Source organism: Wolbachia sp. wLmal (assembly GCF_049435495.1).
Lineage (GTDB): Bacteria > Pseudomonadota > Alphaproteobacteria > Rickettsiales > Anaplasmataceae > Wolbachia > Wolbachia pipientis.
In genome coordinates, this window is record NZ_CP185405.1 from 119,587 (window position 1) to 142,772 (window position 23,186).

A 23,186-nucleotide genomic window follows, 5' to 3' on the forward strand; every position below is an offset into this window, starting at 1 on the left:
TGATACTATTTTACTGTGTCAGCTACACTGCCAAATGAACTTGAACCATTCAAACTATAAGCATCTACGTTATCCAAATTAGCAATAGAATCATGTGAGCACGTTCTTCTTGATGGAGTTTCTTTTATAGTGACATTTATAGGAGAAACTTTCTTTTCTCGTGTTGAAGTAACTTTCTTCTCTTCTTGTTGTTCACTTTCATGCTGCTTATTTTCATACTGGAAAACTGACTCTTGATCTATAAATACAGCACCCCTTAAACGTGCGATATTAATACCATGCTGATTTATCATAGTGCTCTCTTCATCGTCGACTATGCAAGCTTCCATGTCATTTGGCTCATTATCAAGACTAGCAATTTTTTTCTCTTTTAATTTTTTGATTAGATCTTCTTTATTTATAGCTCGATCTTGTAATTTTTTTTTCTTGAGCAATTCCCTACGCTTCTCATACAGTTTATATGACTCAGCAAAATCCTCATCTGTATGAAAGTTTGCACCACCAGGGTTACCAGGAGGTATGTATCTCTTACTGAGCTTAGATTTAGCTTCAGCACTATGCACAGTAAAAAAGCTAGAAACCAAAAACATTAATATAAATAAAATTTTAGAAAAAACCCTAAGCATATGGTGCTATAGTAAATATCGTGTTTTAAAAGATAGCAATTAACAAACTTTAAGTAAACCAGAATCTTTACTAACTTTACAATACAAATATTTTTCTAAAAAGTGATATGTTTGCTATCAAAAAAAACTACGCAGACTAAGAGAAGAGTAAGGTGTTACAAGTTGCGTAACACCTTTTCAAGAAAAGTGTTATGCAGCTATATGTTTGCAACTTTTAAGTTATTCTGTAGTTTTTCAGTACCATCGGTAGTATCTACATTACTAAGTTTTGCGTCTGGCGTATCTTTAGATAAGTCGTTTTTCTTCTCTTTATCAAGCTTAACTCCCTGATAGATACAGAATGCAACAAAACTAGTTATTGCTATTGCGGCAACAGCACTGACTATGATACAAATTGCCATTATTTTTTGTTGATCTGCTACTGCCTCTGCAAGTGTTTCCACTTTTTCTTGCAGGCCGTTTAAGTGCTCTTGCATAGCTTGAAACTGCTTAGTACCAATCTTGTCTTCTAATGCACTAAAAACTTTTTCAAACTGCTCAACATCTATCTTTTGAGCTTCTTGCAATTCTTTTAATGCACCAAAAACTTTTTCAAACTGCTCAGCATCAATTTTTTGACTTTCTTGCAATTCTGTTACACCTAACCAATTGCACAAAATTCCTTTTACCATTTTAACCCCCTAGTTAATTAATATATTATAATTTTACATTCCCAATGTTTGAATTATTATTAAATTAACTGTCATTATGTATTAACCTTTTAATAATTTTGTTTGACTTGCTTTTTGAAAGTGCGGAAACTTAAATTAAGGTATTACAAGATTGTTATTCAACCAATATCTCTCTTTTCCCTGAGTAATTTGGAGCGCTGACAATACCTTCCTTTTCCATTCTTTCAACGATGTTTGCTGCTCTGTTATAGCCTATTCTAAGCTGCCTTTGAATGTAACTGGTTGAAACTTTTTGATCTCTTTGAATGATGGCCACTGCTTGGTTATAGAGGTCATTTTCTTCATCCTCCGTTTCATCGTGTGACTCTGTAGAAGAATTTTCATCTTCTTTAGTGATTTCCTCCATGTAGTTTGGCTCACCTTGCATTTTCAGATGATCAACTATATCTTGCACCTCATTATCACTTACAAATGGGCCGTGAACTCGAATGATCTTACCACCAGAGGCCATATAGAGCATGTCACCCATGCCGAGCAATTGTTCAGCCCCTTGTTCGCCAAGTATTGTACGGCTATCTATCTTAGAAGTAACAGCAAAACTGATTCTCGTTGGAAAGTTCGCCTTTATCACACCTGTGATCACATCCACAGATGGGCGTTGTGTTGCCATTATGATGTGTATTCCTGCAGCACGAGCCATCTGAGCTAAGCGTTGAATAGAGCACTCTATTTCTTTGCCGGCAACAAGCATCAAATCTGCCATTTCATCCACGATCACTACAATATACGGAAATGTTTCCATCTTGATTGGTATTTTTTCAAACAGAGGTTTGCCTGTTGTTGAGTTAAAGCCAATCTGCACAACGCGCTCCAATTCTATTCCACTATTCATCGCTTCTGTGATTTTTTGATTATAGTTTATAACATTGCGTACATTCAAATACGACATCATGCGATAGCGATTTTCCATTTCTTTCACTATCCACTTAAGAGCGACTACAGCCTTTTTTGGCTCTGTTACTACTGGCGTTATTAGATGTGGTATTGCATCATATATTGAAAGCTCAAGCATTTTGGGGTCGATCATTATCATCTTGCATTCGTCAGGACTTAATCGATAAACGAGTGAAAGAATCATAGTGTTAATCGCAACTGATTTACCAGACCCTGTGGTTCCAGCAACGAGCAAGTGAGGCATTTTAGTTAGATCTGCAATAACTGGTTTTCCACTTATTTCTTTGCCAAGCGCAATTGGAAGATTTAAGTTTGCATTTTGGTATTCTGGTGATTCAAGCAAATCACGCAGCATTACAATTTCCCGTTCCTTGTTCGGCAACTCTATTCCCATAGCATTTTGCCCACGAATTATTGAAATACGTGCAGAGAGTGCACTCATCGAACGTGCAATGTCATCTGCAAGGCCAATTACTCTTGCAGATTTCGTACCAGCTTGTGGTTCAAGTTTGTATAAAGTCACAACCGGCCCATAGCATACACTGATAATTTTTCCTTGCACGCCAAAATCACTCAGGACTTGTTCCAGCAGAGATAAATTTTTATTGCTCTCCATTTCATTCAGCTGTTTTCTCTGCAAAGACTCTTCTGCTTTAGAAAGTAAATGGATACTTGGAAACTTAAACTCACTTAAAATCTCCTCGGTAGCTTTTTTCTGTCTTTCTTTTGGTTGTTGTTTAGTAGTGATTTTAGTTTTATGTTTTTCTTCTACTACTAATGGTGCAACTGAATATTCAGCAGTTTTATGTGATCTGAAGAATGGAACATTTACAAATAAGCAAGCTATTTTTTTACATAAGAAGAATAGAGAGTAAATTGTTCTCTTCCAACCAACAGATCCTACAAGACCTATTAATGTTACTATCACAAACACATAAAACGGGCAGTTATTAACGAGTGCATTCCCTATTATTCCACTGTGTCTGTACCTTGCTGTGATGCCTAGCGAAAGTTGTGGTAATATAGCACATACCCCTAAATTGATTAATATTAAACAGAGAATTTTCAGCAGTATTTTTGCTGGCCTGAAGATCAACAAGTAAACTATGGTTGTAGCTATTGTAACACTAGTTAATCCAAGAAATTGAACCAATATATCAGCTAAATATGAACCTACTATTCCACCTAAATTTGTCACTTCCTCATTTGTAGCCGTGTTTAAGGAAGGATCTTTATAGTTATAGCTAAAAACTGATATATATATATATATTAAAAGGGATAGATATATTGCTGATTTTAGATATTTTTTTAACATCTACCTAAAGTAGTAAGCTACTGTATATTTTACAAAGTGAATTGTTATTAGCAATATCATTATAGATAAATCTAATCCGTTGAACGGTGGTATATATCTTCTAATAATCTTTAGTGGTGGATATGTCAATTGGTTCAAGATGTGCATTATGCTACTGACAGTTTCATTATATATGTTCACCATATTAAGTTTAACCAGCCAGTTTAGGACAACCCAACATATTAGAATGAAGCTATAAAGATCAAGTAACGTATTGAGTAGATATATGATTGGATGCATACATATCTATTACACGAAAGTTATATAAAAGACAAGTATTTAGCCTTTTCAAACTCAAAATGTTGTTTTTGCTGAACCAAAAAAAACTTCATTTTTTGAGCTGCGCAAAGCCACCTAAAGTAGAGAATGGACAAGGAAGGAGGGGTGTATAATATATATTAATGTTGATATTTATTTCTTATAAATATCATCTCTATGTCCTATCTCTGTGATAGTTACTATATGATCTAATTGATTTACTCTGTAAATTACACGATAGTCACCAACTCTTAGCCTTCTACGTCCTTTTAAGTTATGATGTAGTGGTTCACCAAAATTTATTGGGTCAACTGTAAGACGTTCTTTTATAGCCTTTTGAACTTTTAGCCTTATTGTCTTTGGAGGGTTTGGTAAATCTTTTTCAACAACACTCTTTAGAGACTTAACCTTGTAACGCTCTAATCCTACTTAATATCTTCAAAATCAACTGTTTCTGCACCTTCAACATCACGCTCATCAGAAATTTTAGATACTAAAAAATCCTCCATTTCAAGCTCAACTGCTTCTCTAAATAGTTTTCCTGCTAATTCTTGAACGGGCTGTTTAGTAAATTCAGATAATTCAGCAAGATGCTTTAAAGTTTCTTCGCTAAGAGCTATGTTAATGCCTGAATTTGCCATATGTTTTACCAAAGTCCACTGATAGTTATACAACATTTTTTAATTTTTCAATAAAGAAAGGAAGGAGGGCTGTATAAAAATATATTTAATGTTTATCAAGTAGCCTTCTCATAAATGGTGTCTCTATGTCCTGCTGTAGCAACAAACACCTTATGTTTTGCAATATTTACAGTATAAATAATTCGATAATCACTAACCCTTATTCTTCTATACCCTTTTAGCCTGCCACGTAATGGTTTACCAAATTTAATTGGATCAGTTGTAAGCCGCTCGTTTATCGCTTTTGTAATCCTTGATCTTATTGTTTTTGGAAGATTTAGAAAATCTCTTTCAGTAAAGTTTTTTGAGTAGACAATATCGTATTTCAGTTTATGTCCTCTCCCTTTCAGATAGTACTGTGTTCCAGTCTACATCCTCACATTCCTTAATAGTTTTATATAACGCAATATCTTCTACTTCGCACTCGATTCCTTCGATGACTAACCTTTTTGCTAGTTCTTGAACGGATTCCTTGGTGATTTCAGCTAACTTAGTAAGGTTATGTGAAGTTTTTGGGTCAAAAGTTACACTAATTCCTGAATCTGTCATATGTTTTACCAAAGTCTACTAATAATTATACAACATTTTTCTGAATTTTTCAATAAAGGAAGTTGATGATATGTAAGAAAAATTTTGCCACCTGCGTTAATAAATAATTAAAGATTTAGCATATTTATCTACCCTCTATTCTATTACTTAAGTTAGACCACTTTTTTCTATTAATATTTTTTGTTTATAAAGATGAGCAGTTACTCATCACGCAGTTGATCTATGGATATAATACTACCGTTTGGTAGTTTTTCAGTACATTTTTCACTTTTGTATTCTTTATCAGAGTCGATACTGATTTTGTCAAATATTAAAACATCTCCTGAAATTTTATCACGAAACTCACTAATAGCAAAAACGGTATAGTAATTCGCTCTTGTTTTCCTTGAAAACTCAAACTGACGCTAAATTTATCCTCAACTTTTAAATCATAGAATTGATGCTGTAATATAATAAGCATTTGAGTAGGGTATGACTTTTTCAAACGATCTGGCACGGTCACACCATTAAAATATGTGAAAAATAATATTTCTAAGTGAGGGATAAAACCATTACCTGATATAACATCTAAAGTCTTTTTGATAACTTGAAACTTAGCAGAATTAAGCAGTTTTTTGTAATCTGTTTGCTCCATATAACTTTCACATACGTAAATTTTGGGGGAACTTCTGTTACCCGGCGTTCCCTAAACCGTGCTTTAGTAATAAACCGGTTGTGCTAAATTAAGCAGCAACACGATATTCTTCAGCAGCAAAATTATCGTTTGCATTTAAATTATGAACTCTTAGCGGTGGTGTCTAACCGAGCAAAGCTACCATCTTTACCATGCATGTCGATCCTTAATCGCCCCCGTATAATTAAAAAACATGGTGGAGGCGCCGAGTACTGCCCTCGGGTCCAATACACCTATTACAAGGTAATTTTATTGCTATAGTACACAAAATGTACATAGCTATTATATAGCAACATTAAATAAATGTCAAGATATTATGACCTTAAGTTGATTTATTGCTAAAACAAAATTAATATTTCCAGTAAAAAATTCTGTGCTCTTAACCTGACACATATGGCTTTTTGAATACTCCCAATGAAAATATTTATAAATAAATATTTACTCTTCTTTTTTATTGTTTTTAGGTTTTTCTTGATCAACCATTTCTCCACCGATCTCTTTTATTTTTAGTATCAACGACTCTGGTACATACATGTCAATTACTTCTTCTGCTGTCACAAATAAAGCCTGATAAGAGTGTGAATTTATTATCCAATTAGGCAATATGTCTTCTGCTTCTATTTTATACTCTCCCTCTTTTTTGTCATATACTGTGTAGCAATATAAGTGCACAGCAAAAAATAATACATAAGAGAGCAATATTCCTTTAAGCACTCCGAGAAAGATTCCAGTAACTCTATCGATAAACCCCAACCTTATGGGTAATAATATGTACATTAGCCAGTTATTTATTATCATGAATATAAGATTAAGTATAATAAATACAGAGATTGTAGAAAGTATGTTTAGTGTAACTTTAGAATCAAAATATTTACTATAATTTGGAGTGAAAAAATCATAGTGATTAGCTGTCAGAAAGACCGATAAAAATAGAAACATTAGTGCGCATAGCTCTTTTATAAAGCCTCTAGCTACCGAGATTATTACGCATAGAACAACAATGAAGATAATTAGGCTATCGAAAAGCATGTTTTATATCTATATGGTTTTCAAGATATAATAGTTGTAAATAACAAGGTTGTAAAATTAATTGTATTTATGCTGCATCAATTGATCTAAATACCTGGCGATCATGTCAATTTCTAAATTCAAATAATCATTTACTTTGTTGTACTGAAAAGTTGTATTTTCCCATGTATAGGGAGTGATATTTACTGTAAATTCCTGATTAATAACTGAATTCACTGTGAGGGAAACCCCATCTAGTGTAACGGAGCTTTTTTTTGCAACAAATTTAATTAATTCTTGTGGGCACGATAGTTTGATTTCATGAGAATCTAAATTTTGATTAATTGTTAAAAATTTTACTATCCCATCAACATGACCCTGAACCAGGTGGCCATCGATCTTATCGCTTAATCTCATTGCTTGTTCGAGATTTATTTTTTTTCCTATTCTCCACGTATTTAAGTTAGCAACCTTCATAGTTTCTTGAGATGCTTGGACTGTAAATATATCGCTCATTATATCAACAACAGTTAAACACACACCAGAGCAAGCTATTGAATCTCCTTTATTTATAGAGGATAAATTTTGTGTCTTGATATGGAAAATTTGATCAGAGTTGGAGTGAGTGGTAGTATCAGTTATAGTCCCGATATCCGTGATAATTCCTTTAAACATATGGTGAAAATAAATAATTTTACCATGAAAAATTTTTTACAACAACTTATTTCTATTTTGTTATAGTTAAAGTAATTCTGGTTTACCGACAATTTAAAAAACGACAAATTCGTCATCCCGCTACGTGTTAGCGGGATCTAGAGATACCGTGACGGTATGACGTAGGAAAACTGAGCCTGCACTAGCTATAGGCGCGAGAAAGGGGATCGTTTTCACTTACTTGTTCAATAGATTCTATAGAATATTCAGAATATATGAAATAAGCCAAACTCAGAACACATAATGCAGTTAATATTGGCAACCCTATGTTCAATGCTAACCCAATACTTTCCCTTTTTTCTGGTGGCACTAATCCTTTTAACATTGACACTTTTCCTAATGGAAAATGCCATAAGCAAAGTGTTGATGCAGATGCTACCATTATAAATAGACAAAAATAAGCCTTTTTTGAGGAAAATACAGTTTTTAAAGGTGATTTGAGTGTAATGTTAGTAGGTGGTAGAGTTTTAGCTTCATTTGTTGCTGGTGAAAGATCTTTAATTGGTAAAGGGTTTGTAGATTTATGAGGAGTATTTTCATGTTGTGGAGAAGGTTGTTGTATATAAACACCTGAAACTAATTTAAGCAATTGCTCTTTTTTCTATATACTTGTTTTTGTAAATATTCTTTACCTAAAAGTGAGTTACTAAGAGGTTGTGGCCTTTCGAGTATCTGTAATACTTCTGATATTTCGCCTGGCTCTAATATTGCATGTAATTGTTTATCTTGAAAGTAAACAATATTGAATACTGAGCTGAAAATATTGCAAAATGTTTCTGGATCTTGATTTTTGTATCCACTCATCACTTCAATAAATATTTTATCGAGTTTTTCCCCCGTGCTCAATTTGGTTATCTATCATAGCTACTCTAGCATCATTTTGTGCTTGTTTTATGGCTAATGATTTTTCTTTCTCTGATAGTTCTTTGGTCTGCTTTTTTGACTTCTTTTTTCTGTTAGCCTTAAAATACTCTGTGTGCGAAGTAGTTTGACCGAAATCAGAAATAAGCATTGTGACGTCTTCTATTCTTCTTTCGTCGATTCCATCTTTTTGTGTTACCTTGTCCTGTTTTGTCTCTTGAAGTGTTGGATGGTAAGTCAAAGCCCTCTGGTTTCGTATGGACAGTTTTGGTGGCTGTTGAAAGAAGAATTGTATTATATTAAAAAAATTGGATAGCCGAAAAGAAGATCCAAACCAAAAAAAATTGTCACGCATTGCAGCAACAACTATTGGAACCCGCATCACTTGCTTTTTACTACTTGTTAAATTATAGCCAAACAGGCCTGTAACTGGTACGATTTGTTTATTTTGTGCATTTTTTTTGGTTAGTTTCACTCTGTTCTTTTTTGTCTTCATTTTCAGTTTTTTCTGCATGTTGTAGCTTTTCATTTAGAAATAGCTCGATTTGGTACAAGTTGTCCAGGTTAATGTTTTCAACGTCTGTTTGTAGCGTTATCGTTGTGCCCTGCAGAAGGATTTGAGGCAGAGCACTATTTACGAATTCTTCTACAGTTTTATAACTGTTAGTTTTACAGTAGTTATTATATAGTTCACTGCTTTCTTTGGGCACTTTTATGTTGGCTGTAAATTTTTTTTCCCGGGAAAGGCAGATTTTGAAAAAATCAATTAAAGGGTTTATTCGAAATAATCTTATATTAAAGGTGTCTTTATCTGTTGCTGTTAGCTCAAATGAAAATTTTTGTATATTGCTTTCAATACTTCTCGAGCGAATAGCACTGATCTTAATTGTTTCGCTAGAAAATGCTTTACTTATGTTTCTGGATTTTTCCTTAAAGAGCTTAGGTAAATCCTCTATTTTATACTTATTCTTAGTTTCAGTGTTACTGTTGTGCATAGTTGATACAGCAAATTCATCAACGCAAAGGTAAATAAAAAAGATTAATTAGTCAATAAATTAATAATCAGAATAGGGCAATTTTTCGGATTGTTGATGATATTTAAAATTTCACTATAATGAAAGTTTAAGCCAGCGTTTTTAAGATGAATAAAGAGTTATTAGGTGACATACTTTCACTTGAAGATAAAGCAGTTTCCGAAATTGAGAATGCTTCTTCTTTACAAGATTTAGAAAAAGTTAGGCTATCATATTTGGGAAAAAAGGGTGTAATTAAAGCTTATTTTGACAACTTAAAAGAGATAGAAGACGCAGGAAAAAAGCGCAATTTAGGCGAAGTTATCAACGTTTTACGTAATAAGCTAGATCAGCTTATAATGAATAAGGAGAATATACTAAAAGCCGAAGAAGTTAACTTTAAATTGCAGAACGAGGCAGTTGATATCACGTTGCCTGCGAGGCCAGAAAAAATTGGCAAGGTCCATCCACTCAGTAAGGTTATAAATGAAGTAAAGCTTATTTTTGCACATATGGGTTTTAAAGCAGTTGATGGCCCTGATATTGAAGATGAATTTCATGTATTTGATGCACTGAATACTCCAAGTCATCATCCTGCGCGAGAGGAGCAAGATACCTTCTACTTAAAGAATAAAATAAACGATAAAAGAATGGTACTGCGCACTCACACTTCATCTGTACAGATTAGAACCATGGAAAAAACAAAAAAATTCCCAATTAAAATAGTAGCCCCTGGTAGGGTATACAGAAATGACTTTGATGCAACTCATACTCCTATGTTTCATCAGATAGAAGGGTTATATGTCGATGAAAACGTCAATATGGGCCAGTTAAAATTTACTATTCATCACTTCCTTAATAAGTTTTTTGGAGATAAAGGGCTGAAGATACGTTTTCGTAATAGTTTTTTTCCTTTTACTGAACCCTCTGCGGAAGTGGACATAAGTTATAAAGGTAGTAAATGGATAGAAGTGCTTGGATGTGGTATGGTGCATCCAAATGTCTTTCAAAATGTTGGAATAGACCATACTAAATACAACGGTTTTGCGTTTGGCATTGGTATAGAAAGGCTTGCGATGCTAAAATATCAAATCAGCGACCTAAGAAGCTTTTACGATAACAAAATCAGTTGGCTTGATCATTATGGTTTTCATTTTTCATCTTTAAGATAAGTGATAAATAAAGCTCATACTTTTATCATACTTGCTGCCGGGCATGGCAGGCGGATGAATTCAGATTTGCCTAAGGTTCTGCACGAAATAGGCAATTTTTCCATGCTTCAGCATGTCATTTACAATGCAAAACAGTTAAATCCTGAAAATATTGCTGTTGTAGTTGATCAGCCTTTAATTGAAAGACTAAAGTGCTTTGAGGATATACAGTTAATTACACAAGAATCAACACCCGGCACGGGAGATGCAGTCAAAACTGCGATGAGAAACCTGAAAGAATTGCCAGATTCGAACATAGTTGTTGTGCAGTATGGAGATACTCCGCTCATAAAAAGCAGCACAATAACTAAAATGGTTAGTTATTTAGAAGGCAAGACTCTAGTTTGCCTAGGTTTTAGGACAAGCAATAAAGAATACGGTAGGTTAATTATTGAGAATGGTTCCTTAAGAGAAATCGTAGAAGCAAAGAGTGATAAAAATAATCATGAAGAATTTCTTGCAAATGCTGGAATAATGGTTGCATGTGCAAAGAATTTACGTGAATTGGTGGAGAAAATAGAGTGCAATAGCTCAACTCATGAATATTACTTGACTGATATAGTTTCCATTGCAGTGAAGAGTAATTTAAATGTCGGTTACGTTATTACCGGTGGAGAAGAAGCAACGGGAATAAATAACAGAAATGACCTTATAAAAGCTGAGTTTTACTTTCAAGAAAATAAAAGAAAAATTTTTACCGACTCCGGAGTAACGCTTGTTGCACCAGAGACTGTTTTCTTTTCTCTTGATACGCAAATTGCCAGAGATTCAGTTATTTACCCATATGTTTTTTTCGGTACTGGAGTGAAAATAGAGTCTGGTGCGAAAATACTGCCATTTTCGCATTTAGAAAATTGCTTAATTAAAAGTAATGCTGAGGTCGGTCCATTTACCAGAATACGCGGAAACACAACAATTGGTAATAAGGCAAAAATAGGAAATTTTGTGGAAGTGAAAACAAGTGAAGTTGGTCAAAACACTAGAATAAAACACTTAAGTTATATAGGAAATGCTAAAGTAGGGCAGGAGAGTAATATAGGAGCAGGCACTATTGTTTGTAATTATGATGGGAAAAATAAACATGAAACGAATATAGGGAGCAATTGCTTTGTTGGCGCCAATAGCTCACTAATTGCGCCGCTTAATATTCATGATGAATCTGTAATTGCAGCAGGTAGTGTTATAGTTGAGGATGTACCAGAAAAAAGCCTTGCAATAGCAAGAGAAAAGCAAGTAACTAAGAGAATAAAGTAGTCTAATTTAATTATGTTGTTGTGTCATTTTTAATATTAGACTTCTTGCATAACCATATAACAAACTTTTATTGGGAATAGAAACAAAAAAACTTACTTGACAAACTCCGCCAGCCCCCTTATCATGAAACTGAAGCTATTGTATTTGCTTTCGCCAATCTGCAGATTAAAAGGTAAGGATTACTTAATGTATCGGCGTCTTATGTTCAATTTTTTGCAGTATATAGATGCTGTATGTCTTTACAAAACTTCATCTACATCTAGATTTTTATCTAAATAAGCTGAACGCGCTTATAAAGCGTTACAAGACATCAAAAAATGCCAATACTCGACAGAGATGGTAAAAGACTAGCTAACTCGGGGATTCTTTGTCTTTTTTTCTGCTTAGTAAATTTCTTAAACATTTGCAGCGTAGGTTAGTTGCAATTAAAAGCAGCTAAATCTTGCTTGTCAAGCGTTTAAAACATAAAAAACGCCAATATTTTAAAGCAGATAATAGACCAACTTAATTTAACGGAGGGGGTAAGATCAGACCAGGGATATAGGAAACATTTAAGTAATATATTAAGCAATGATTTGCTAATATCTGATCTCGGTTATTTTGTGCCAAGTTCTTTTAAACAAATCAATGAAATAGGAGCTTATTTCATAAGTCGTTGATACCAACATATATGATGTAGAAACAAATCAAAAAATGGAGTTATTAGAATGTTTAGAGGATAAGTTATTTTTAGAAAACGAGGTATTGTTAGGAAAAGAAGCAAAAATTAGAGTAAGAATTATATGTCAGAAACTAACTGAATATGGCCAGAAGAAGGAAAGCTAATAGATTAGCAAGATCGCAGGGATATACATCCTCTAAAAGAAATCAAAAATTGTTGAACTGGTCAATATTTATAACTAATGTTCCAGAAAATAAAATTAGTGCTGAGCAAGTATTAACGATTTACAGAGTAAGGTGGCAAATTGAGTTATTATTTAAATTGTATAAAAGCCATACCAGGCTTGATAAGCTAAAAGGAAAGCCATGCAGAGTATTATGTGAACTATATGCTAAATTGTGCGCAATTCTTATATTTCACGGCATAGTTGGTTGCACAGAAGTGAAAAAGAATACAGAACTTAGCTTAACAAAGGCATTTATTGAGCTAAAAAGGCGGGTTAGAGAGTTATTTTTAGTATTAACCAAAATTAATAGTTTAAAAGCATTTCTTAAAAAACTCACTATAACTTGGTCGCGATTTTCATTAAAAGACAAACGTAGAAGGGCTAGAGTATCCACTTTAACCTCTCTAAATTTGCTCACAATCTCTTAACTTGACGCGTATGCTATCAACGACAGTCTCGTATATAAACATGCAAGAATACAAAACCGTCATAGCCTCATAGGTATTACTATGCGAGATGGATAAAAGAAAATTAGTGAAATTAAAACACTCAAGAGATTTCTTTTCGCGACTTATACCGTACATAGTAAAGTAGTAGTCATATAGCATTCTATTAACAGTCACTACTCTTTGGGCTACTTCAGCAAGCGAGATAATACTACTATAATCTTCCATTTTGGATGCAGTAATTAAGGTGGTACGAATATAATCACCTAAGAACAACGTCTTTTGTTGAGCATAGAATTTGAAGTTCTCTATATTTAGGGTGTTATTCGCTAACTCAACATTAAAAGGATGCTCAATTATATCCTTTAAAAGATTTGACCCGTAACAGCTCCTAATTATGCCACTGAACACTGTAGTTACCGATAAAAGATCAAGTTAACGTAAATAATCCGCTGCTAATATTCTTTGCTAGATATATTAGAGTAATATGCCTCATCCCAAAACATTATTTCTAATTCCAGCCCTTTCTTAAAAAACTCATACATCCTCTTTTTTTTCACAGTCACTAGCTTTTTTATATAGCTTATTTGTAATATCAGTAACCTCATCAATTACAGCATTTACTGTTTCGCTACTATAAATGTTGATCCACTCTTTGTATTTGTTATTTTTAACCCCTTTAGTTGTTATCTCATTTACCATATGGCGTATAACGATTTGGTATATGTTAAAGCAAGAATAAGATGCTACTAAAGCTTCATTAACAGAATTGTGATATGCGGCACTCATGAAAAAGTCAGTAAAGGCAGAACAAGCTCTTGACTTTTTGTGATCATCAGATAGATCACAATCTTCAAAATATTTTTATACTGTTCTCGAACATAAAATGCTCCTTGTGCCAAATTGATTAAACTACTCATCATTTCAATATCATCAACTCTAGCTGCAACAATTAAAAAAGCACGAGCGCAATCTATACAATACAGAAAATCCTGCTGAAGGTAGAATTTGAATTTTTCATAATCTAATGTATTATTTATCAATTCAACATTAAAAAGGTGTTCTTTTATTTTATCAATAAGATCAGAAAACTCTTTTACAATTACGTTGTACAGTTCTCCTTCTATTTCGTTATACACTTTATAAGCCTCACAATAAAAATTGAATATAAAAATTATTACTAATGTGGTATAATTATTATGAAAAAGCGTGCTATGCTTTAACAATAAGCTAGTATATAAATATGGGGCTGTAAATCAAAAATTTTAGCAATCTAAAGAAATTTTACTATTACCTTCTATATTGAATTCTCTACAAAGATCAGCAGATAAGTCCATGTTTTCCCAAGAAAATCCACCGTCCCTTTCCGACTGTTTACCAAAATGTCCATAACAGGCTGTACGTTTATATATAGGATGATTAAGCGATAAATGCTTAATTATGCCTTTTGTTGATAAATCTATATTATTCTCGATAAACTTTTTAATTACTCTTTCCTCTACCTTATTCGCACCAAATGTATCAATATAGAATGAAGTAGGTTTTGATACACCAATTGCATAAGAAAGCTGCACAAGACAACGTTCAGCCAAACCTGCAAAGACAATATTTTTAGCAAGATATCTTGCCATATAGGCCGCAGATCTATCAACTTTGGTTGCATCTTTTCCGGAAAACGCTCCTCCACCGTGTGGAATATAACCTCCATAAGTATCAACCATAATTTTTCGTCCGGTTAATCCACAATCACTAACCGGTCCACCAATAACAAATCTACCAGTTGGATTGACTAAGAGATTTTCCTCAGGACACATCCATCCTTCAGGTAAAGATGAAACTATGTAAGGGTAAGTTATTTCTTTTACTTTTGATTGATCCAAATCCTCAGGGTGCTGTATTGAGACAATAATACTTTCAGCACGTACCGGGAGGTTATTCTCATATGCCAAAGTGATTTGTGACTTTGCATCTGGACCAAGTTTTGCTTTTTTAACTGCGCTCATGATATTTTTCAGAATCGAGTGTGCATAAAAAATGGGTGCCGGCATAAGGTTTTCTGTCTCTGTTGTTGCATAGCCATACATTATGCCCTGATCTCCAGCACCTTGATCCAACCCTATTGCAATGTCATTTGATTGCTCATGCAGCAATATATTTACTTTCACTTTTCTCCAGTGGAACCCATCGTGCTTGTAACCAATATCTTTTATTGTATTCCGTACAATACTTTCAATCCTGCTATTTTTGATGTTAGGCCCAAACACTTCCCCAGCTATAATAACGTTATCTTTGGTGACTAAAGTCTCTATTGCAGCTCGCGCAAAAGGATCAGTAAAAAGGTACTCATCAAGTATTGCATCTGAAATTTGATCTGCTACTTTATCTGGATGACCAGCCGCCACTGATTCACTGGTTACTAAATTTTTATATAAACTCATGTTTTTGCTTATACAATATCAAAACCGCTATAGAAAACACAGTTAGTAACTACTAAATGGTGGGTCTGGGAAGAGTTGAACCTCCGACCTCACGCTTATCAGGCGTGCGCTCTAACCACCTGAGCTACAGACCCATGATTTATTCAAGCTGAAGCTTTCATATTATCTGTAGGCACGATATCAATAAAAGTCTTTTTATTTGCTGACCTTCTAAAGCTGACCCAGCCTTCTATTTTAGCAAAAATCGTATGATCTTTACCTATACCAACATTCTTTCCAGGATGGAATTTTGTGCCTCTTTGGCGTACAATTATGTTACCAGGAATAACCTTCCCATTCTTCTTTATTCCTAACCTACGACCCGCTGAATCTCTACCATTACAGGAACTACCACCTGATTTTTTAGTTGCCATATCTTACCTCTTACTTTTGAAGACTAATTTCATTTATACGAAGAACAGTTATATACTGCCTATGACCAGTTTTCCTACGGTAATTTTTTCTTCTTTTCTTCTTAAAGATTATAATTTTTTCCCCCCTGCACTGCTCCAACACTTCAGCTTTAACAGTAGCATTAGATGAATAAGATAAGCCATTATTTGAAATACAAATCACCTTATTGATTTCCACCTCTTTTTTTTCTTCAGCTTCTAACTTCTCTACCTTTATTATACTACCTTCTTTTACTAAATATTGCTTTCCACCAGTCTCAATTACTGCAAACATGATAAATATAAATTATTGTTATTAACTTTAATCGTAAACGATGTCATATACGCTGTCAATATAAATAAAAAGCATGACTTAACGTTCTTTTTGAGCTACTAAAATACTTCTATCTGTTTTCATCTTTTATCTACCTTTTCTCAGACAGTAGACTTCTTGCATAACCTAAGCAGAAAAAAGGCAAATAGTTATTATAGCTCTAAGTTTACCGACACCGTCATGCAAGTAGCCCCTTCTCCTGTCATCCGAGTAGCTGACACTGGTTCCTTTATGACGATGTCATCCAAGTGTCAGCTACTCGGATGACAAAAAAAGGAGCACTAGGATGACATCATCTTTTTTTAGGATTCCAGTGTCACGCACTGGGATGACAGCAGTCCTACGTCATACCGCCGCGAACCGTCATACCGCCGCGAACCGTCATACCGCCGCGGTATCTCATCCGCTAACAAGCAGCGGGATGACGATTGTCGTTTAGCCATAAACATTAAGGAATTTACCAAATGAAAAAAAGGCAAAAGAAACCCTAGTCATTGTCTATTTTCAGTATTGGCGTTTTTTAAGTCTTAAACACTGCAATTTAGCTGCTTTTAATTGCAACTAACCTACGCTGCAAATGTTTAAGAAATTTACTAAGCAGAAAAAAAGACAAAGAATCCCCGAGTTAGCTAGTCTTTTACCATCTCTGTCGAGTATTGGCATTTTTTGATGTCTTGTAACGCTTTATAAGCGCGTTCAGCTTATTTAGATAAAAATCTAGATGTAGATGAAGTTTTGTAAAGACATACAGCATCTATATACTGCAAAAAATTGAACATAAGACGCCGATACATTAAGTAATCCTTACCTTTTAATCTGCAGATTGGCGAAAACAAATACAATAGCTTCAGTTTCATGATAAGTGGGCTGGCGAGGTTTGTCAAGCAAGTTTTTTCGTTTCTGTGGGCTACCTGGATTAATATTATATAGAAAGTCTGCTGCCAATAAAGCCTAAACTTACCAAATACATTTCTGTAGATTCAGATCTACTTGACTTTGGTTTAAAGTATTTTACTGTTTTAAACATTTTTTTTAGCTCGTTACAAAAATCTTTATCAGATTCTCCTTGGAAAATTTTTACTACAAACGTGCCACCATGGCTCAAGAAATGCTTTGCAAAATTGAGCGCTGCCTCACATAAAAGCATAATTCTGATATGATCCAACGATTTTAAACCACAAGATTCGGGCGCCATGTCAGATAAAATTACATCAAATTTTTGATCCTTGAATTTTTCTCTCAAAATTTCAAACTCATTGATAATATCACATTGTATAAACTCTACTCCATTAATTGCGTTCATTGGTTTTATGTCAAGAGCAACCACATTTGCACCTTTCTGAGATGCAACTTGTGACCATCCACCAGGAGAAGCACCAAGATCAATAATTTTTTGCCCTTCTTGGAATAATTTAAATTTGTTATCCATTTCTACCAGCTTATATGCTGAGCGTGACCTATAACCATCCTTGCTAGTTTTTTGCACATACTGATCATTCAAATGACGATGTAGCCACCTTGTTGAAGATAGTTTTCTGCCTCTAGCCGTCTTTACTCTAGTTTTTATTGCTAATACCCTACTTATTATTGATTATATCTTTAAGCTCTTTTTCAACTACTTCTTTTACCAGTGCATGTAGATATTTATTCAGCCATTCTGAGAGCTGAGGTTTTAAAAGAGATATAACTAATTCTTCAACAGTAAGGTTCGCTTTTTTTTGTTGTTTATGCTGTAATTCGTTTTGCATTTTTCCAAGCAACGCTTTGATCTCTTCCATATTCTCTTTTAAAATTAGATGATCGTTATTTTGCGCTTGTAAGCCGCTATTACTCGCTTTGTTATTACTCATTTGGATATTATCGTACAAATAAATATCTTTTTTTTCTTCTGAATTGTAGCTATGGCCATTAAATTGGTTATTGTTGCAAGCCATTTCCTCACTTTGGTCATCATTATCAATGTCCTCTTTTTCATTATTTTCTTTTTTGCCATCTTCTTCTATTTCTTCTGGATACTCTTCCTCAAGGTATAGCACATCATCATTTTCATCCTTTATTTCTGCTTTATCGTTACTCGCGTTTTTACCCGATATAGCTTTTTTTATATCTTCTAGGATATCTTTTACAGATTGATTACCTTGTTCATCATGCATAGTGCTAATACCATTAAATTTAGAGATCTATACTATTTATCATAAAAAGCAAGTTGTAAACACTAATCACATAATTGCTTTTTGCTTCAACTAAGTCTGAACGTGCTTTAAATAATGCATCTTCAGTGTCCAAAAGGTCAGATGTACTCTTTAAATTTAAGTTTACTTCTTGCTCAACTCCTTCCAATGCTAAAGCTGCTGCTTTTTCCGCTTCTTGACTTGCTTTGATAATGGCCTTTGCTGTCAACACATCATTCCAAGCATTTACAACTGCTTGTTCTATATTTTTTACCGTTTCATAATAATCGTAGGTAGATTTTTTTGCATCCATTTTAGCTTTACTGACACCAAAAGCATTAACTCCTCTCTTAAAGATTGGAACATCAAGAGTAAAAACTACATGAACATTTTCTAATAGTTTGTCTACCTTCATACCATCCTCCCCAAAATTTTTGCTTGCACTTAGATTTAAAGAAGGAAGCCACTTGGAGCTTTCAGCAATCACTTCCATTCCGGCTGCTCTTTTTTGATAAACTGCTGCTTTTAGAGATAAATTATTGGTTTTTGCTAACTGTAAACATTCATTTAGCTCCGGAACAGAAGGTAGTTTATCATTAGCTTCAGAAAGGTCATCAGCATCTTCGCCAATCAAATGATAATAAGCAATATTTACCAACTTTAATTTACCTTCAGCATCAACTCTTTCGGATATAGAAGACGAAAATTTTGCTTTTGCTAACAAAACTTCAGCATTGGTTACCTCTCCAAGGGAAAAGCGTTTTTTCATAGCTGACAAATGTTCCAAAGAAACGCGTTCTTTATGTTCTCTGAGCTTTAATATTTCTGTCTTTTGTAAAACATTAACATATGCTTTCACAGCATTAAGTGCAAGCTCTTGTTTTAATTGCTGAAATCGCATCTTTTCTGCTTTGAGAAGATGGCTTGATCGACTGAATGTGGCAAAGGTACCACCACCATCGATTAATTTCTGGCGCAATGTAAGTTTTTTTTCAGATGTATCAAGATTAAAGTTACTATCGAAATTGTATTGCAAATTAACGTCAGGTAAAAATCCAGCTAACCCAGAAGATTTACAGTGTTTTTCTGCGCTTTTATATTGGTAAAATTGAGACTTTATTTTTGAGCTATTTTTGATGGCTTTGCTTATCACTTCTCCCACATCGGTTGCATAGCAACTTATAGTATTAAAAATGATCGCAAGTGTGATAATCAATCGAAACATTCTAATTCCTATGCATATTGGCTGCGCAGCTCAATTACTAACATAAATTACTTTAATAATCAATAACTAATATTGTTGACACTATTGAGAAATTAAGTATATCATAGCTTACTACTGTTGGATCAAATAATGAAGACTTTTTTCTTAAAGGAGAAACAAATCAATAAAAAGTGGTTTGTCATAGATGCAGAAGGATTAGTGGTAGGGAGGCTTGCAGCATTTGTAGCGACACTATTACGTGGAAAGCATAAACCTGAGTATACACCTCATATGGATTGTGGCGATAATGTAATTATTATCAACGCAGAAAAGGTGCATTTCACCGGAAAGAAGCTTAAAGATAAAATTTACTATAAGCATACAGGTTATTCTGGTGGTTTGAAGAAAACTACTCCAGATAATATTTTAAATGGTAAATTTCCTGAGCGTGTAATAGAAATGGCAGTGAAAAGGATGCTTGATGATGGGCCTATGGCACGTAGACGCTTTGAAAATTTGTATGTTTATTCTGGTTCAGAGCATAAGCATCAAGGACAGCAACCTGAAAAGATAGATTTTGCCTCTTTGAATCGTAAAAATAAAAAGTAATGGAGTAAAAATGAAGAGTTCTACAATAAATAACAATGATTGGTCGGAAAAGACAATTAAATCAGCAGTTGATTCGCTTGGTCGTTTATATGCTACAGGCCGAAGAAAAGAATCTGTAGCAAGAGTGTGGATAAAGCCGGGGAGTGGAAAATTTAGTGTTAACAAAAAAGGCGATCTAATTTCTTATTTTAAAAGAGAGTCAGTGTGCCAAATAGTAAAAATGCCATTTGTTGCAACTTCCACATTGGATAAATACGATGTATTTGCAACTGTAAAAGGTGGAGGGCTATCTGGTCAAGCAGGTGCTCTAGCTCATGGAATAAGCAGAGCTTTAAGTAGTGTAAGCCAAGATTTGCATTCTATACTACGTAATGGTGAGTTCTTAACTAGAGATTCACGTGTTGTTGAACGTAAGAAATATGGTCAACATAAAGCTCGGAAAAAGTGTCAATTTTCTAAGAGATAGTTATTTTATAGGGGTATTTTTTTGTAAGTATTATACAAATATTTGCAAAAATGTATGATATCCTCTATTTTTGTGATGAATTTAGTTGACTATCGGTGCCAGCATAATATGCTATTTATGTGATTTTTTCAATATTAAGGTAATTTATGAGTAAAGAAGATATAATAAAACAATTAAAGGAAGATTGTTCTAGTCAGAATATAGATATAACAAAATCTGATTTGAGCAAGATTCATGATGCGTTTATTAAAATAATAAAGAATGAGCTGCATGGGAAAGGTGAAATACGTTTGCATAGAATAGGAACATTTTCTACTGCTATCAGTCAGGAAAAACAATGTCGTAACCCCCAAAGTGGTGAGATCATGACTGTTCCTAAAAAGACAAGGGTAAAATTTAAAGCAAGCCAAACTCTTTTAAGTATTTTAAATGAGAAGGAAAAAGCAGCAGTTAGTTAGACATTGTCATTTTCATTGTTTTTACTACGCTGTGTAAGCCGTAAAATACAGCTTCGCTAATTAAATAGTGGCCTATGTTAAGAGCTGAGATATGAGGTATTCTTGTCATCTTCTTAGTGTGTTTATAAGTTATGCCATGTCCTGCGTGGCATTCTATTCCTAATTTATTGACGTACTCTGCAGCATTAGTAATTAACTGTAACTTTTTTTCTGATGGATTATCACAGTAATCCCCTGTGTGAATTTCTATTATGTCAGGTTTTGTCCCTAGCTTTTCAAGATATTTTAGTTGATCAATATTTGGATCGATAAACAGTGAGACTTTTATGCTAGAGCTATGCATTTCCTCTATTATACTAGAAAGTTTACTGTGCATATTCACGATATCCAGGCCACCTTCGGTTGTTAATTCTTCTCTTTTTTCTGGTACTATACTAATCGAATAGGGTTTTACCTTTTTTGCTATTTCAAGCATTTCTTCCGTGGCTGCAATTTCAAGATTTAACTCAGTGCTAATGCTTTTTTTTAGGTTAAATACGTCTTCATCTCTAATATGCCTTCTATCTTCTCGTAAGTGTACAGTAATAAAGTCTGCTCCAGCGTCAATGGCTATTTCTGCTGCTTTCAATGGATCTGGATAAGAAGTTCCGCGTGCGTTGCGGAGGGTTGCAACGTGATCGATATTAACACCTAGTTTCACAATCTACCTCAGAAATTATTTATAGATTATACATGTTATTAGGTTTTTTGCATAGTCATTGTTTGACCTTACCCAGAAAAAGTGGAGAGAAAGAAAGGAGTTTTTTTGGGTAAAATAAAATTTTGGAGGATTAGAAATGGTAAGAGAATATACAGCAGAATTCAAATTGGAAGCTGTTAAACTGGCAAATGAACAAAGAAAGGTAGGTCAACCAGTTGCAAAAGTAGCAAGAGATCTAGGAATAAGGGATAGTGTATTAGGAAAATGGATGAAGAAATATAACGAAAAAAAGTCAGCGGCAAATGCATTTCCAGATGTAGCACCTTATGACAAAGAGAGGTTTGATTTACAAAGCAAGAGTAACAAGGGAAAGAGACATTTAAAAAAAAGCCCTGGCCAGTCAAAAAGAGTAAAATATTTTTTATATAGTAACTGCTATAAAGTACAGGAATTATGTAGGATTTTCTGCTAGTGGCTACTATAAGTGGACTACAAGAAAAATAAGCAGTAGAGAATCAGCAAATAAAGAGCTACTCGAAGCTATTCAAAAAATATATCAAGTTTCTAAATGTAGATATGGAGCTCCTAAAATTCATGCTGAATTGAAGGCTTTGGGTAAAAGTTGCAATTTGAAAACGGTGCAAAGTATTATGCAGAAAAATGACATCAGGGCTATACTGAGAAGAAAGTTTAAAATTAAAAAACAACAAACAGATAATAGAGCTGTAGCTCCCAATATATTAGACCAAAACTTTATTGTTGATCAACCAAATAAAGTATGGGATTACTTACATCAAAACCAAGGAGGGATGGCTATATTTGGCAGCAATAATTCTCACGTATGGTAGTTAATGAGTAGTGCAATAAATAAACAATTGGTTATGAACTCTTTATTAATGGCCATTAATAGGCGTAAACCTGTTAAAAATCTACTGCTGCACAGTGACCAAGGTTCACAATATACTGCGCAAGGGTATCAATATCTCTTAGCTGTAAAGAATATAGATGAGTAATAAAGGCTGTTGTTACGACAATTCTGTTGCAGAAAGCTTCTTTAGCTCATTGAAAAGAGAAATACTTATTGATACTTCACAACACTCTGCTCAACACACTAGAACTGCAATATTTGAATACATAGAAATTTTTTATAACAAACAACGTCACTATTAACTATTGCATTCCTGCACAATTTGATGCATCATTCTTTTTGTAAAAA

General features: G+C 33.9%; 26 protein-coding genes, 1 tRNA gene, 1 other RNA gene and 4 pseudogenes. 8 read left to right on the plus strand and 24 right to left on the minus strand.

Translation table 11 applies throughout. The features are described from left to right. Positions 1-5 precede the first annotated feature (5 nt). The 14 genes and pseudogenes from ACEL90_RS00570 to ACEL90_RS06070 all read right to left on the minus strand — a co-directional run bounded on the left by ACEL90_RS00570 (position 6) and on the right by ACEL90_RS06070 (position 9,343). The gene (locus tag ACEL90_RS00570; protein ID WP_070356736.1) at positions 6-626 is read right to left on the minus strand and encodes a TRP75-related protein; all 621 of its coding nucleotides are present in this window, start codon (positions 624-626) and stop codon (positions 6-8) included. A 197-nt stretch (positions 627-823) separates the two neighbouring features. Next, positions 824-1,297: a hypothetical protein gene (locus ACEL90_RS00575; protein ID WP_423349000.1), complete on the minus strand. Its 474-nt coding sequence runs from the start codon at positions 1,295-1,297 to the stop codon at positions 824-826. A 154-nt stretch (positions 1,298-1,451) separates the two neighbouring features. After that, on the minus strand, positions 1,452-3,566 hold the full coding sequence (locus ACEL90_RS00580) for a DNA translocase FtsK 4TM domain-containing protein (RefSeq protein ID WP_423349001.1): 2,115 nt from the start codon (positions 3,564-3,566) through the stop codon (positions 1,452-1,454). Next, positions 3,567-3,845, minus strand: a complete 279-nt coding sequence (locus tag ACEL90_RS00585; RefSeq protein WP_006279515.1) for a YggT family protein — start codon at positions 3,843-3,845, stop codon at positions 3,567-3,569. A 171-nt stretch (positions 3,846-4,016) separates the two neighbouring features. Continuing rightward, positions 4,017-4,217: a type II toxin-antitoxin system RelE family toxin gene (locus ACEL90_RS00590; protein ID WP_423349268.1), complete on the minus strand. Its 201-nt coding sequence runs from the start codon at positions 4,215-4,217 to the stop codon at positions 4,017-4,019. 71 nt (positions 4,218-4,288) lie between these two features. Beyond that, positions 4,289-4,504: a hypothetical protein gene (locus tag ACEL90_RS00595; RefSeq protein ID WP_423349002.1), complete on the minus strand. Its 216-nt coding sequence runs from the start codon at positions 4,502-4,504 to the stop codon at positions 4,289-4,291. Between the two features lie 95 nt (positions 4,505-4,599). Continuing rightward, entirely contained in the window at positions 4,600-4,893 is a 294-nt protein-coding gene (locus ACEL90_RS00600) for a type II toxin-antitoxin system RelE family toxin (protein ID WP_306700832.1), read from the minus strand. Then, complete coding sequence (locus ACEL90_RS00605; RefSeq protein ID WP_265013939.1) at positions 4,874-5,092, minus strand: hypothetical protein; 219 nt, start codon at positions 5,090-5,092, stop codon at positions 4,874-4,876. The genes ACEL90_RS00600 and ACEL90_RS00605 overlap by 20 nt, the downstream gene beginning before the upstream one ends. Positions 5,093-5,402: 310 nt before the next feature. Beyond that, positions 5,403-5,726, minus strand: coding sequence for a ClpXP protease specificity-enhancing factor SspB (locus ACEL90_RS00610; RefSeq protein WP_423349003.1), 324 nt, complete (start codon positions 5,724-5,726; stop codon positions 5,403-5,405). Positions 5,727-5,749: 23 nt separating this feature from the next. Beyond that, positions 5,750-6,079, minus strand: a transfer-messenger RNA (tmRNA) gene (ssrA, locus tag ACEL90_RS00615). 124 nt (positions 6,080-6,203) lie between these two features. Continuing rightward, positions 6,204-6,794, minus strand: a complete 591-nt coding sequence (locus ACEL90_RS00620; protein ID WP_423349004.1) for a CvpA family protein — start codon at positions 6,792-6,794, stop codon at positions 6,204-6,206. Between the two features lie 57 nt (positions 6,795-6,851). Beyond that, on the minus strand, positions 6,852-7,448 hold the full coding sequence (locus ACEL90_RS00625; RefSeq protein ID WP_151808045.1) for a riboflavin synthase: 597 nt from the start codon (positions 7,446-7,448) through the stop codon (positions 6,852-6,854). A gap of 181 nt (positions 7,449-7,629) precedes the next feature. After that, positions 7,630-8,484: pseudogene (locus tag ACEL90_RS06065) on the minus strand (hypothetical protein); the annotation flags it as partial. A gap of 307 nt (positions 8,485-8,791) precedes the next feature. Further along, complete coding sequence (locus tag ACEL90_RS06070) at positions 8,792-9,343, minus strand: hypothetical protein (RefSeq protein WP_425589819.1); 552 nt, start codon at positions 9,341-9,343, stop codon at positions 8,792-8,794. A gap of 146 nt (positions 9,344-9,489) precedes the next feature. Here ACEL90_RS06070 and pheS point away from each other — a divergent pair, with 146 nt between their 5' ends. From pheS to ACEL90_RS00645, 3 genes and pseudogenes are all read left to right on the plus strand, one after another. Then, positions 9,490-10,533, plus strand: coding sequence for a phenylalanine--tRNA ligase subunit alpha (gene pheS / locus ACEL90_RS00635; protein ID WP_423349005.1), 1,044 nt, complete (start codon positions 9,490-9,492; stop codon positions 10,531-10,533). After that, positions 10,534-11,826, plus strand: a complete 1,293-nt coding sequence (gene glmU / locus ACEL90_RS00640) for a bifunctional UDP-N-acetylglucosamine diphosphorylase/glucosamine-1-phosphate N-acetyltransferase GlmU (protein WP_423349006.1) — start codon at positions 10,534-10,536, stop codon at positions 11,824-11,826. A 482-nt stretch (positions 11,827-12,308) separates the two neighbouring features. After that, a pseudogene (locus ACEL90_RS00645) lies at positions 12,309-13,141 on the plus strand (IS4 family transposase); the annotation flags it as partial. On the opposite strand, the gene ACEL90_RS00650 reads toward ACEL90_RS00645, so the two are convergent. From ACEL90_RS00650 to rplU, 6 genes and pseudogenes are all read right to left on the minus strand, one after another. After that, the gene (locus tag ACEL90_RS00650) at positions 13,118-13,570 is read right to left on the minus strand and encodes a hypothetical protein (RefSeq protein WP_423349007.1); all 453 of its coding nucleotides are present in this window, start codon (positions 13,568-13,570) and stop codon (positions 13,118-13,120) included. The pseudogene ACEL90_RS00645 and the gene ACEL90_RS00650 overlap by 24 nt on opposite strands. Positions 13,571-13,696: 126 nt before the next feature. Next, a pseudogene (locus ACEL90_RS00655) lies at positions 13,697-14,298 on the minus strand (TenA family protein). Between the two features lie 126 nt (positions 14,299-14,424). Then, positions 14,425-15,597, minus strand: coding sequence for a methionine adenosyltransferase (metK, locus tag ACEL90_RS00660; protein WP_423349008.1), 1,173 nt, complete (start codon positions 15,595-15,597; stop codon positions 14,425-14,427). Positions 15,598-15,654: 57 nt separating this feature from the next. Next, positions 15,655-15,731 (minus strand) — tRNA-Ile (locus ACEL90_RS00665). A gap of 9 nt (positions 15,732-15,740) precedes the next feature. Next, positions 15,741-16,010, minus strand: coding sequence for a 50S ribosomal protein L27 (rpmA, locus tag ACEL90_RS00670; RefSeq protein ID WP_006279564.1), 270 nt, complete (start codon positions 16,008-16,010; stop codon positions 15,741-15,743). A gap of 10 nt (positions 16,011-16,020) precedes the next feature. Next, a complete protein-coding gene (rplU, locus tag ACEL90_RS00675) occupies positions 16,021-16,323 on the minus strand; it encodes a 50S ribosomal protein L21 (protein ID WP_006279565.1) in 303 nt (100 codons plus the stop codon). A gap of 156 nt (positions 16,324-16,479) precedes the next feature. Here rplU and ACEL90_RS00680 point away from each other — a divergent pair, with 156 nt between their 5' ends. Further along, positions 16,480-16,629: a hypothetical protein gene (locus ACEL90_RS00680; protein ID WP_213863471.1), complete on the plus strand. Its 150-nt coding sequence runs from the start codon at positions 16,480-16,482 to the stop codon at positions 16,627-16,629. A gap of 655 nt (positions 16,630-17,284) precedes the next feature. Here the strand turns inward: ACEL90_RS00680 and ACEL90_RS00685 are convergent. The 3 genes from ACEL90_RS00685 to ACEL90_RS00695 all read right to left on the minus strand — a co-directional run bounded on the left by ACEL90_RS00685 (position 17,285) and on the right by ACEL90_RS00695 (position 19,758). Further along, complete coding sequence (locus ACEL90_RS00685) at positions 17,285-17,863, minus strand: RlmE family RNA methyltransferase (RefSeq protein WP_015588787.1); 579 nt, start codon at positions 17,861-17,863, stop codon at positions 17,285-17,287. Positions 17,864-17,939: 76 nt separating this feature from the next. After that, positions 17,940-18,515 carry a PopZ family protein gene (locus ACEL90_RS00690; RefSeq protein ID WP_174516014.1) on the minus strand — a complete coding sequence of 192 codons (576 nt, stop codon included), beginning with the start codon at positions 18,513-18,515 and terminating at the stop codon, positions 17,940-17,942. 19 nt (positions 18,516-18,534) lie between these two features. Then, positions 18,535-19,758 carry a TolC family protein gene (locus ACEL90_RS00695; RefSeq protein WP_423349009.1) on the minus strand — a complete coding sequence of 408 codons (1,224 nt, stop codon included), beginning with the start codon at positions 19,756-19,758 and terminating at the stop codon, positions 18,535-18,537. 129 nt (positions 19,759-19,887) lie between these two features. Between ACEL90_RS00695 and rplM the strand changes: the two genes are divergently transcribed. From rplM to ACEL90_RS00710, 3 genes are all read left to right on the plus strand, one after another. Continuing rightward, the gene (gene rplM, locus ACEL90_RS00700; protein ID WP_010082596.1) at positions 19,888-20,346 is read left to right on the plus strand and encodes a 50S ribosomal protein L13; all 459 of its coding nucleotides are present in this window, start codon (positions 19,888-19,890) and stop codon (positions 20,344-20,346) included. A gap of 10 nt (positions 20,347-20,356) precedes the next feature. Next, positions 20,357-20,812 (plus strand): 30S ribosomal protein S9, encoded by a 456-nt coding sequence (rpsI, locus tag ACEL90_RS00705; protein ID WP_006279875.1) that lies wholly within the window; start codon positions 20,357-20,359, stop codon positions 20,810-20,812. Between the two features lie 146 nt (positions 20,813-20,958). Beyond that, positions 20,959-21,270, plus strand: coding sequence for an HU family DNA-binding protein (locus ACEL90_RS00710; protein WP_423349010.1), 312 nt, complete (start codon positions 20,959-20,961; stop codon positions 21,268-21,270). On the opposite strand, the gene ACEL90_RS00715 is transcribed toward ACEL90_RS00710, so the two are convergent. Beyond that, a complete protein-coding gene (locus ACEL90_RS00715) occupies positions 21,263-21,970 on the minus strand; it encodes a pyridoxine 5'-phosphate synthase (protein ID WP_423349011.1) in 708 nt (235 codons plus the stop codon). The two genes, ACEL90_RS00710 and ACEL90_RS00715, sit on opposite strands and share 8 nt — an antisense overlap. Positions 21,971-22,106: 136 nt before the next feature. Between ACEL90_RS00715 and ACEL90_RS00720 the strand changes: the two are divergent. Beyond that, a pseudogene (locus ACEL90_RS00720) lies at positions 22,107-23,183 on the plus strand (IS3 family transposase). Positions 23,184-23,186 lie beyond the last annotated feature (3 nt).

Coding starts and splice junctions, on each gene's coding strand:
- ACEL90_RS00625 (WP_151808045.1), bottom strand. CDS start 7,448: ATGTTTAAAGGAATTATCACGGATATCGGGACTATAACTGATACTACC.
- rplU (WP_006279565.1), bottom strand. CDS start 16,323: ATGTTTGCAGTAATTGAGACTGGTGGAAAGCAATATTTAGTAAAAGAA.
- ACEL90_RS06070 (WP_425589819.1), bottom strand. CDS start 9,343: ATGCACAACAGTAACACTGAAACTAAGAATAAGTATAAAATAGAGGAT.
- ACEL90_RS00695 (WP_423349009.1), bottom strand. CDS start 19,758: ATGTTTCGATTGATTATCACACTTGCGATCATTTTTAATACTATAAGT.
- ACEL90_RS00710 (WP_423349010.1), top strand. CDS start 20,959: ATGAGTAAAGAAGATATAATAAAACAATTAAAGGAAGATTGTTCTAGT.
- metK (WP_423349008.1), bottom strand. CDS start 15,597: ATGAGTTTATATAAAAATTTAGTAACCAGTGAATCAGTGGCGGCTGGT.
- pheS (WP_423349005.1), top strand. CDS start 9,490: ATGAATAAAGAGTTATTAGGTGACATACTTTCACTTGAAGATAAAGCA.
- rpsI (WP_006279875.1), top strand. CDS start 20,357: ATGAAGAGTTCTACAATAAATAACAATGATTGGTCGGAAAAGACAATT.
- ACEL90_RS00580 (WP_423349001.1), bottom strand. CDS start 3,566: ATGTTAAAAAAATATCTAAAATCAGCAATATATCTATCCCTTTTAATA.
- ACEL90_RS00585 (WP_006279515.1), bottom strand. CDS start 3,845: ATGCATCCAATCATATATCTACTCAATACGTTACTTGATCTTTATAGC.
- ACEL90_RS00610 (WP_423349003.1), bottom strand. CDS start 5,726: ATGGAGCAAACAGATTACAAAAAACTGCTTAATTCTGCTAAGTTTCAA.
- rplM (WP_010082596.1), top strand. CDS start 19,888: ATGAAGACTTTTTTCTTAAAGGAGAAACAAATCAATAAAAAGTGGTTT.
- rpmA (WP_006279564.1), bottom strand. CDS start 16,010: ATGGCAACTAAAAAATCAGGTGGTAGTTCCTGTAATGGTAGAGATTCA.
- ACEL90_RS00570 (WP_070356736.1), bottom strand. CDS start 626: ATGCTTAGGGTTTTTTCTAAAATTTTATTTATATTAATGTTTTTGGTT.
- ACEL90_RS00605 (WP_265013939.1), bottom strand. CDS start 5,092: ATGACAGATTCAGGAATTAGTGTAACTTTTGACCCAAAAACTTCACAT.
- ACEL90_RS00690 (WP_174516014.1), bottom strand. CDS start 18,515: ATGCATGATGAACAAGGTAATCAATCTGTAAAAGATATCCTAGAAGAT.
- ACEL90_RS00575 (WP_423349000.1), bottom strand. CDS start 1,297: ATGGTAAAAGGAATTTTGTGCAATTGGTTAGGTGTAACAGAATTGCAA.
- ACEL90_RS00620 (WP_423349004.1), bottom strand. CDS start 6,794: ATGCTTTTCGATAGCCTAATTATCTTCATTGTTGTTCTATGCGTAATA.
- ACEL90_RS00595 (WP_423349002.1), bottom strand. CDS start 4,504: ATGGCAAATTCAGGCATTAACATAGCTCTTAGCGAAGAAACTTTAAAG.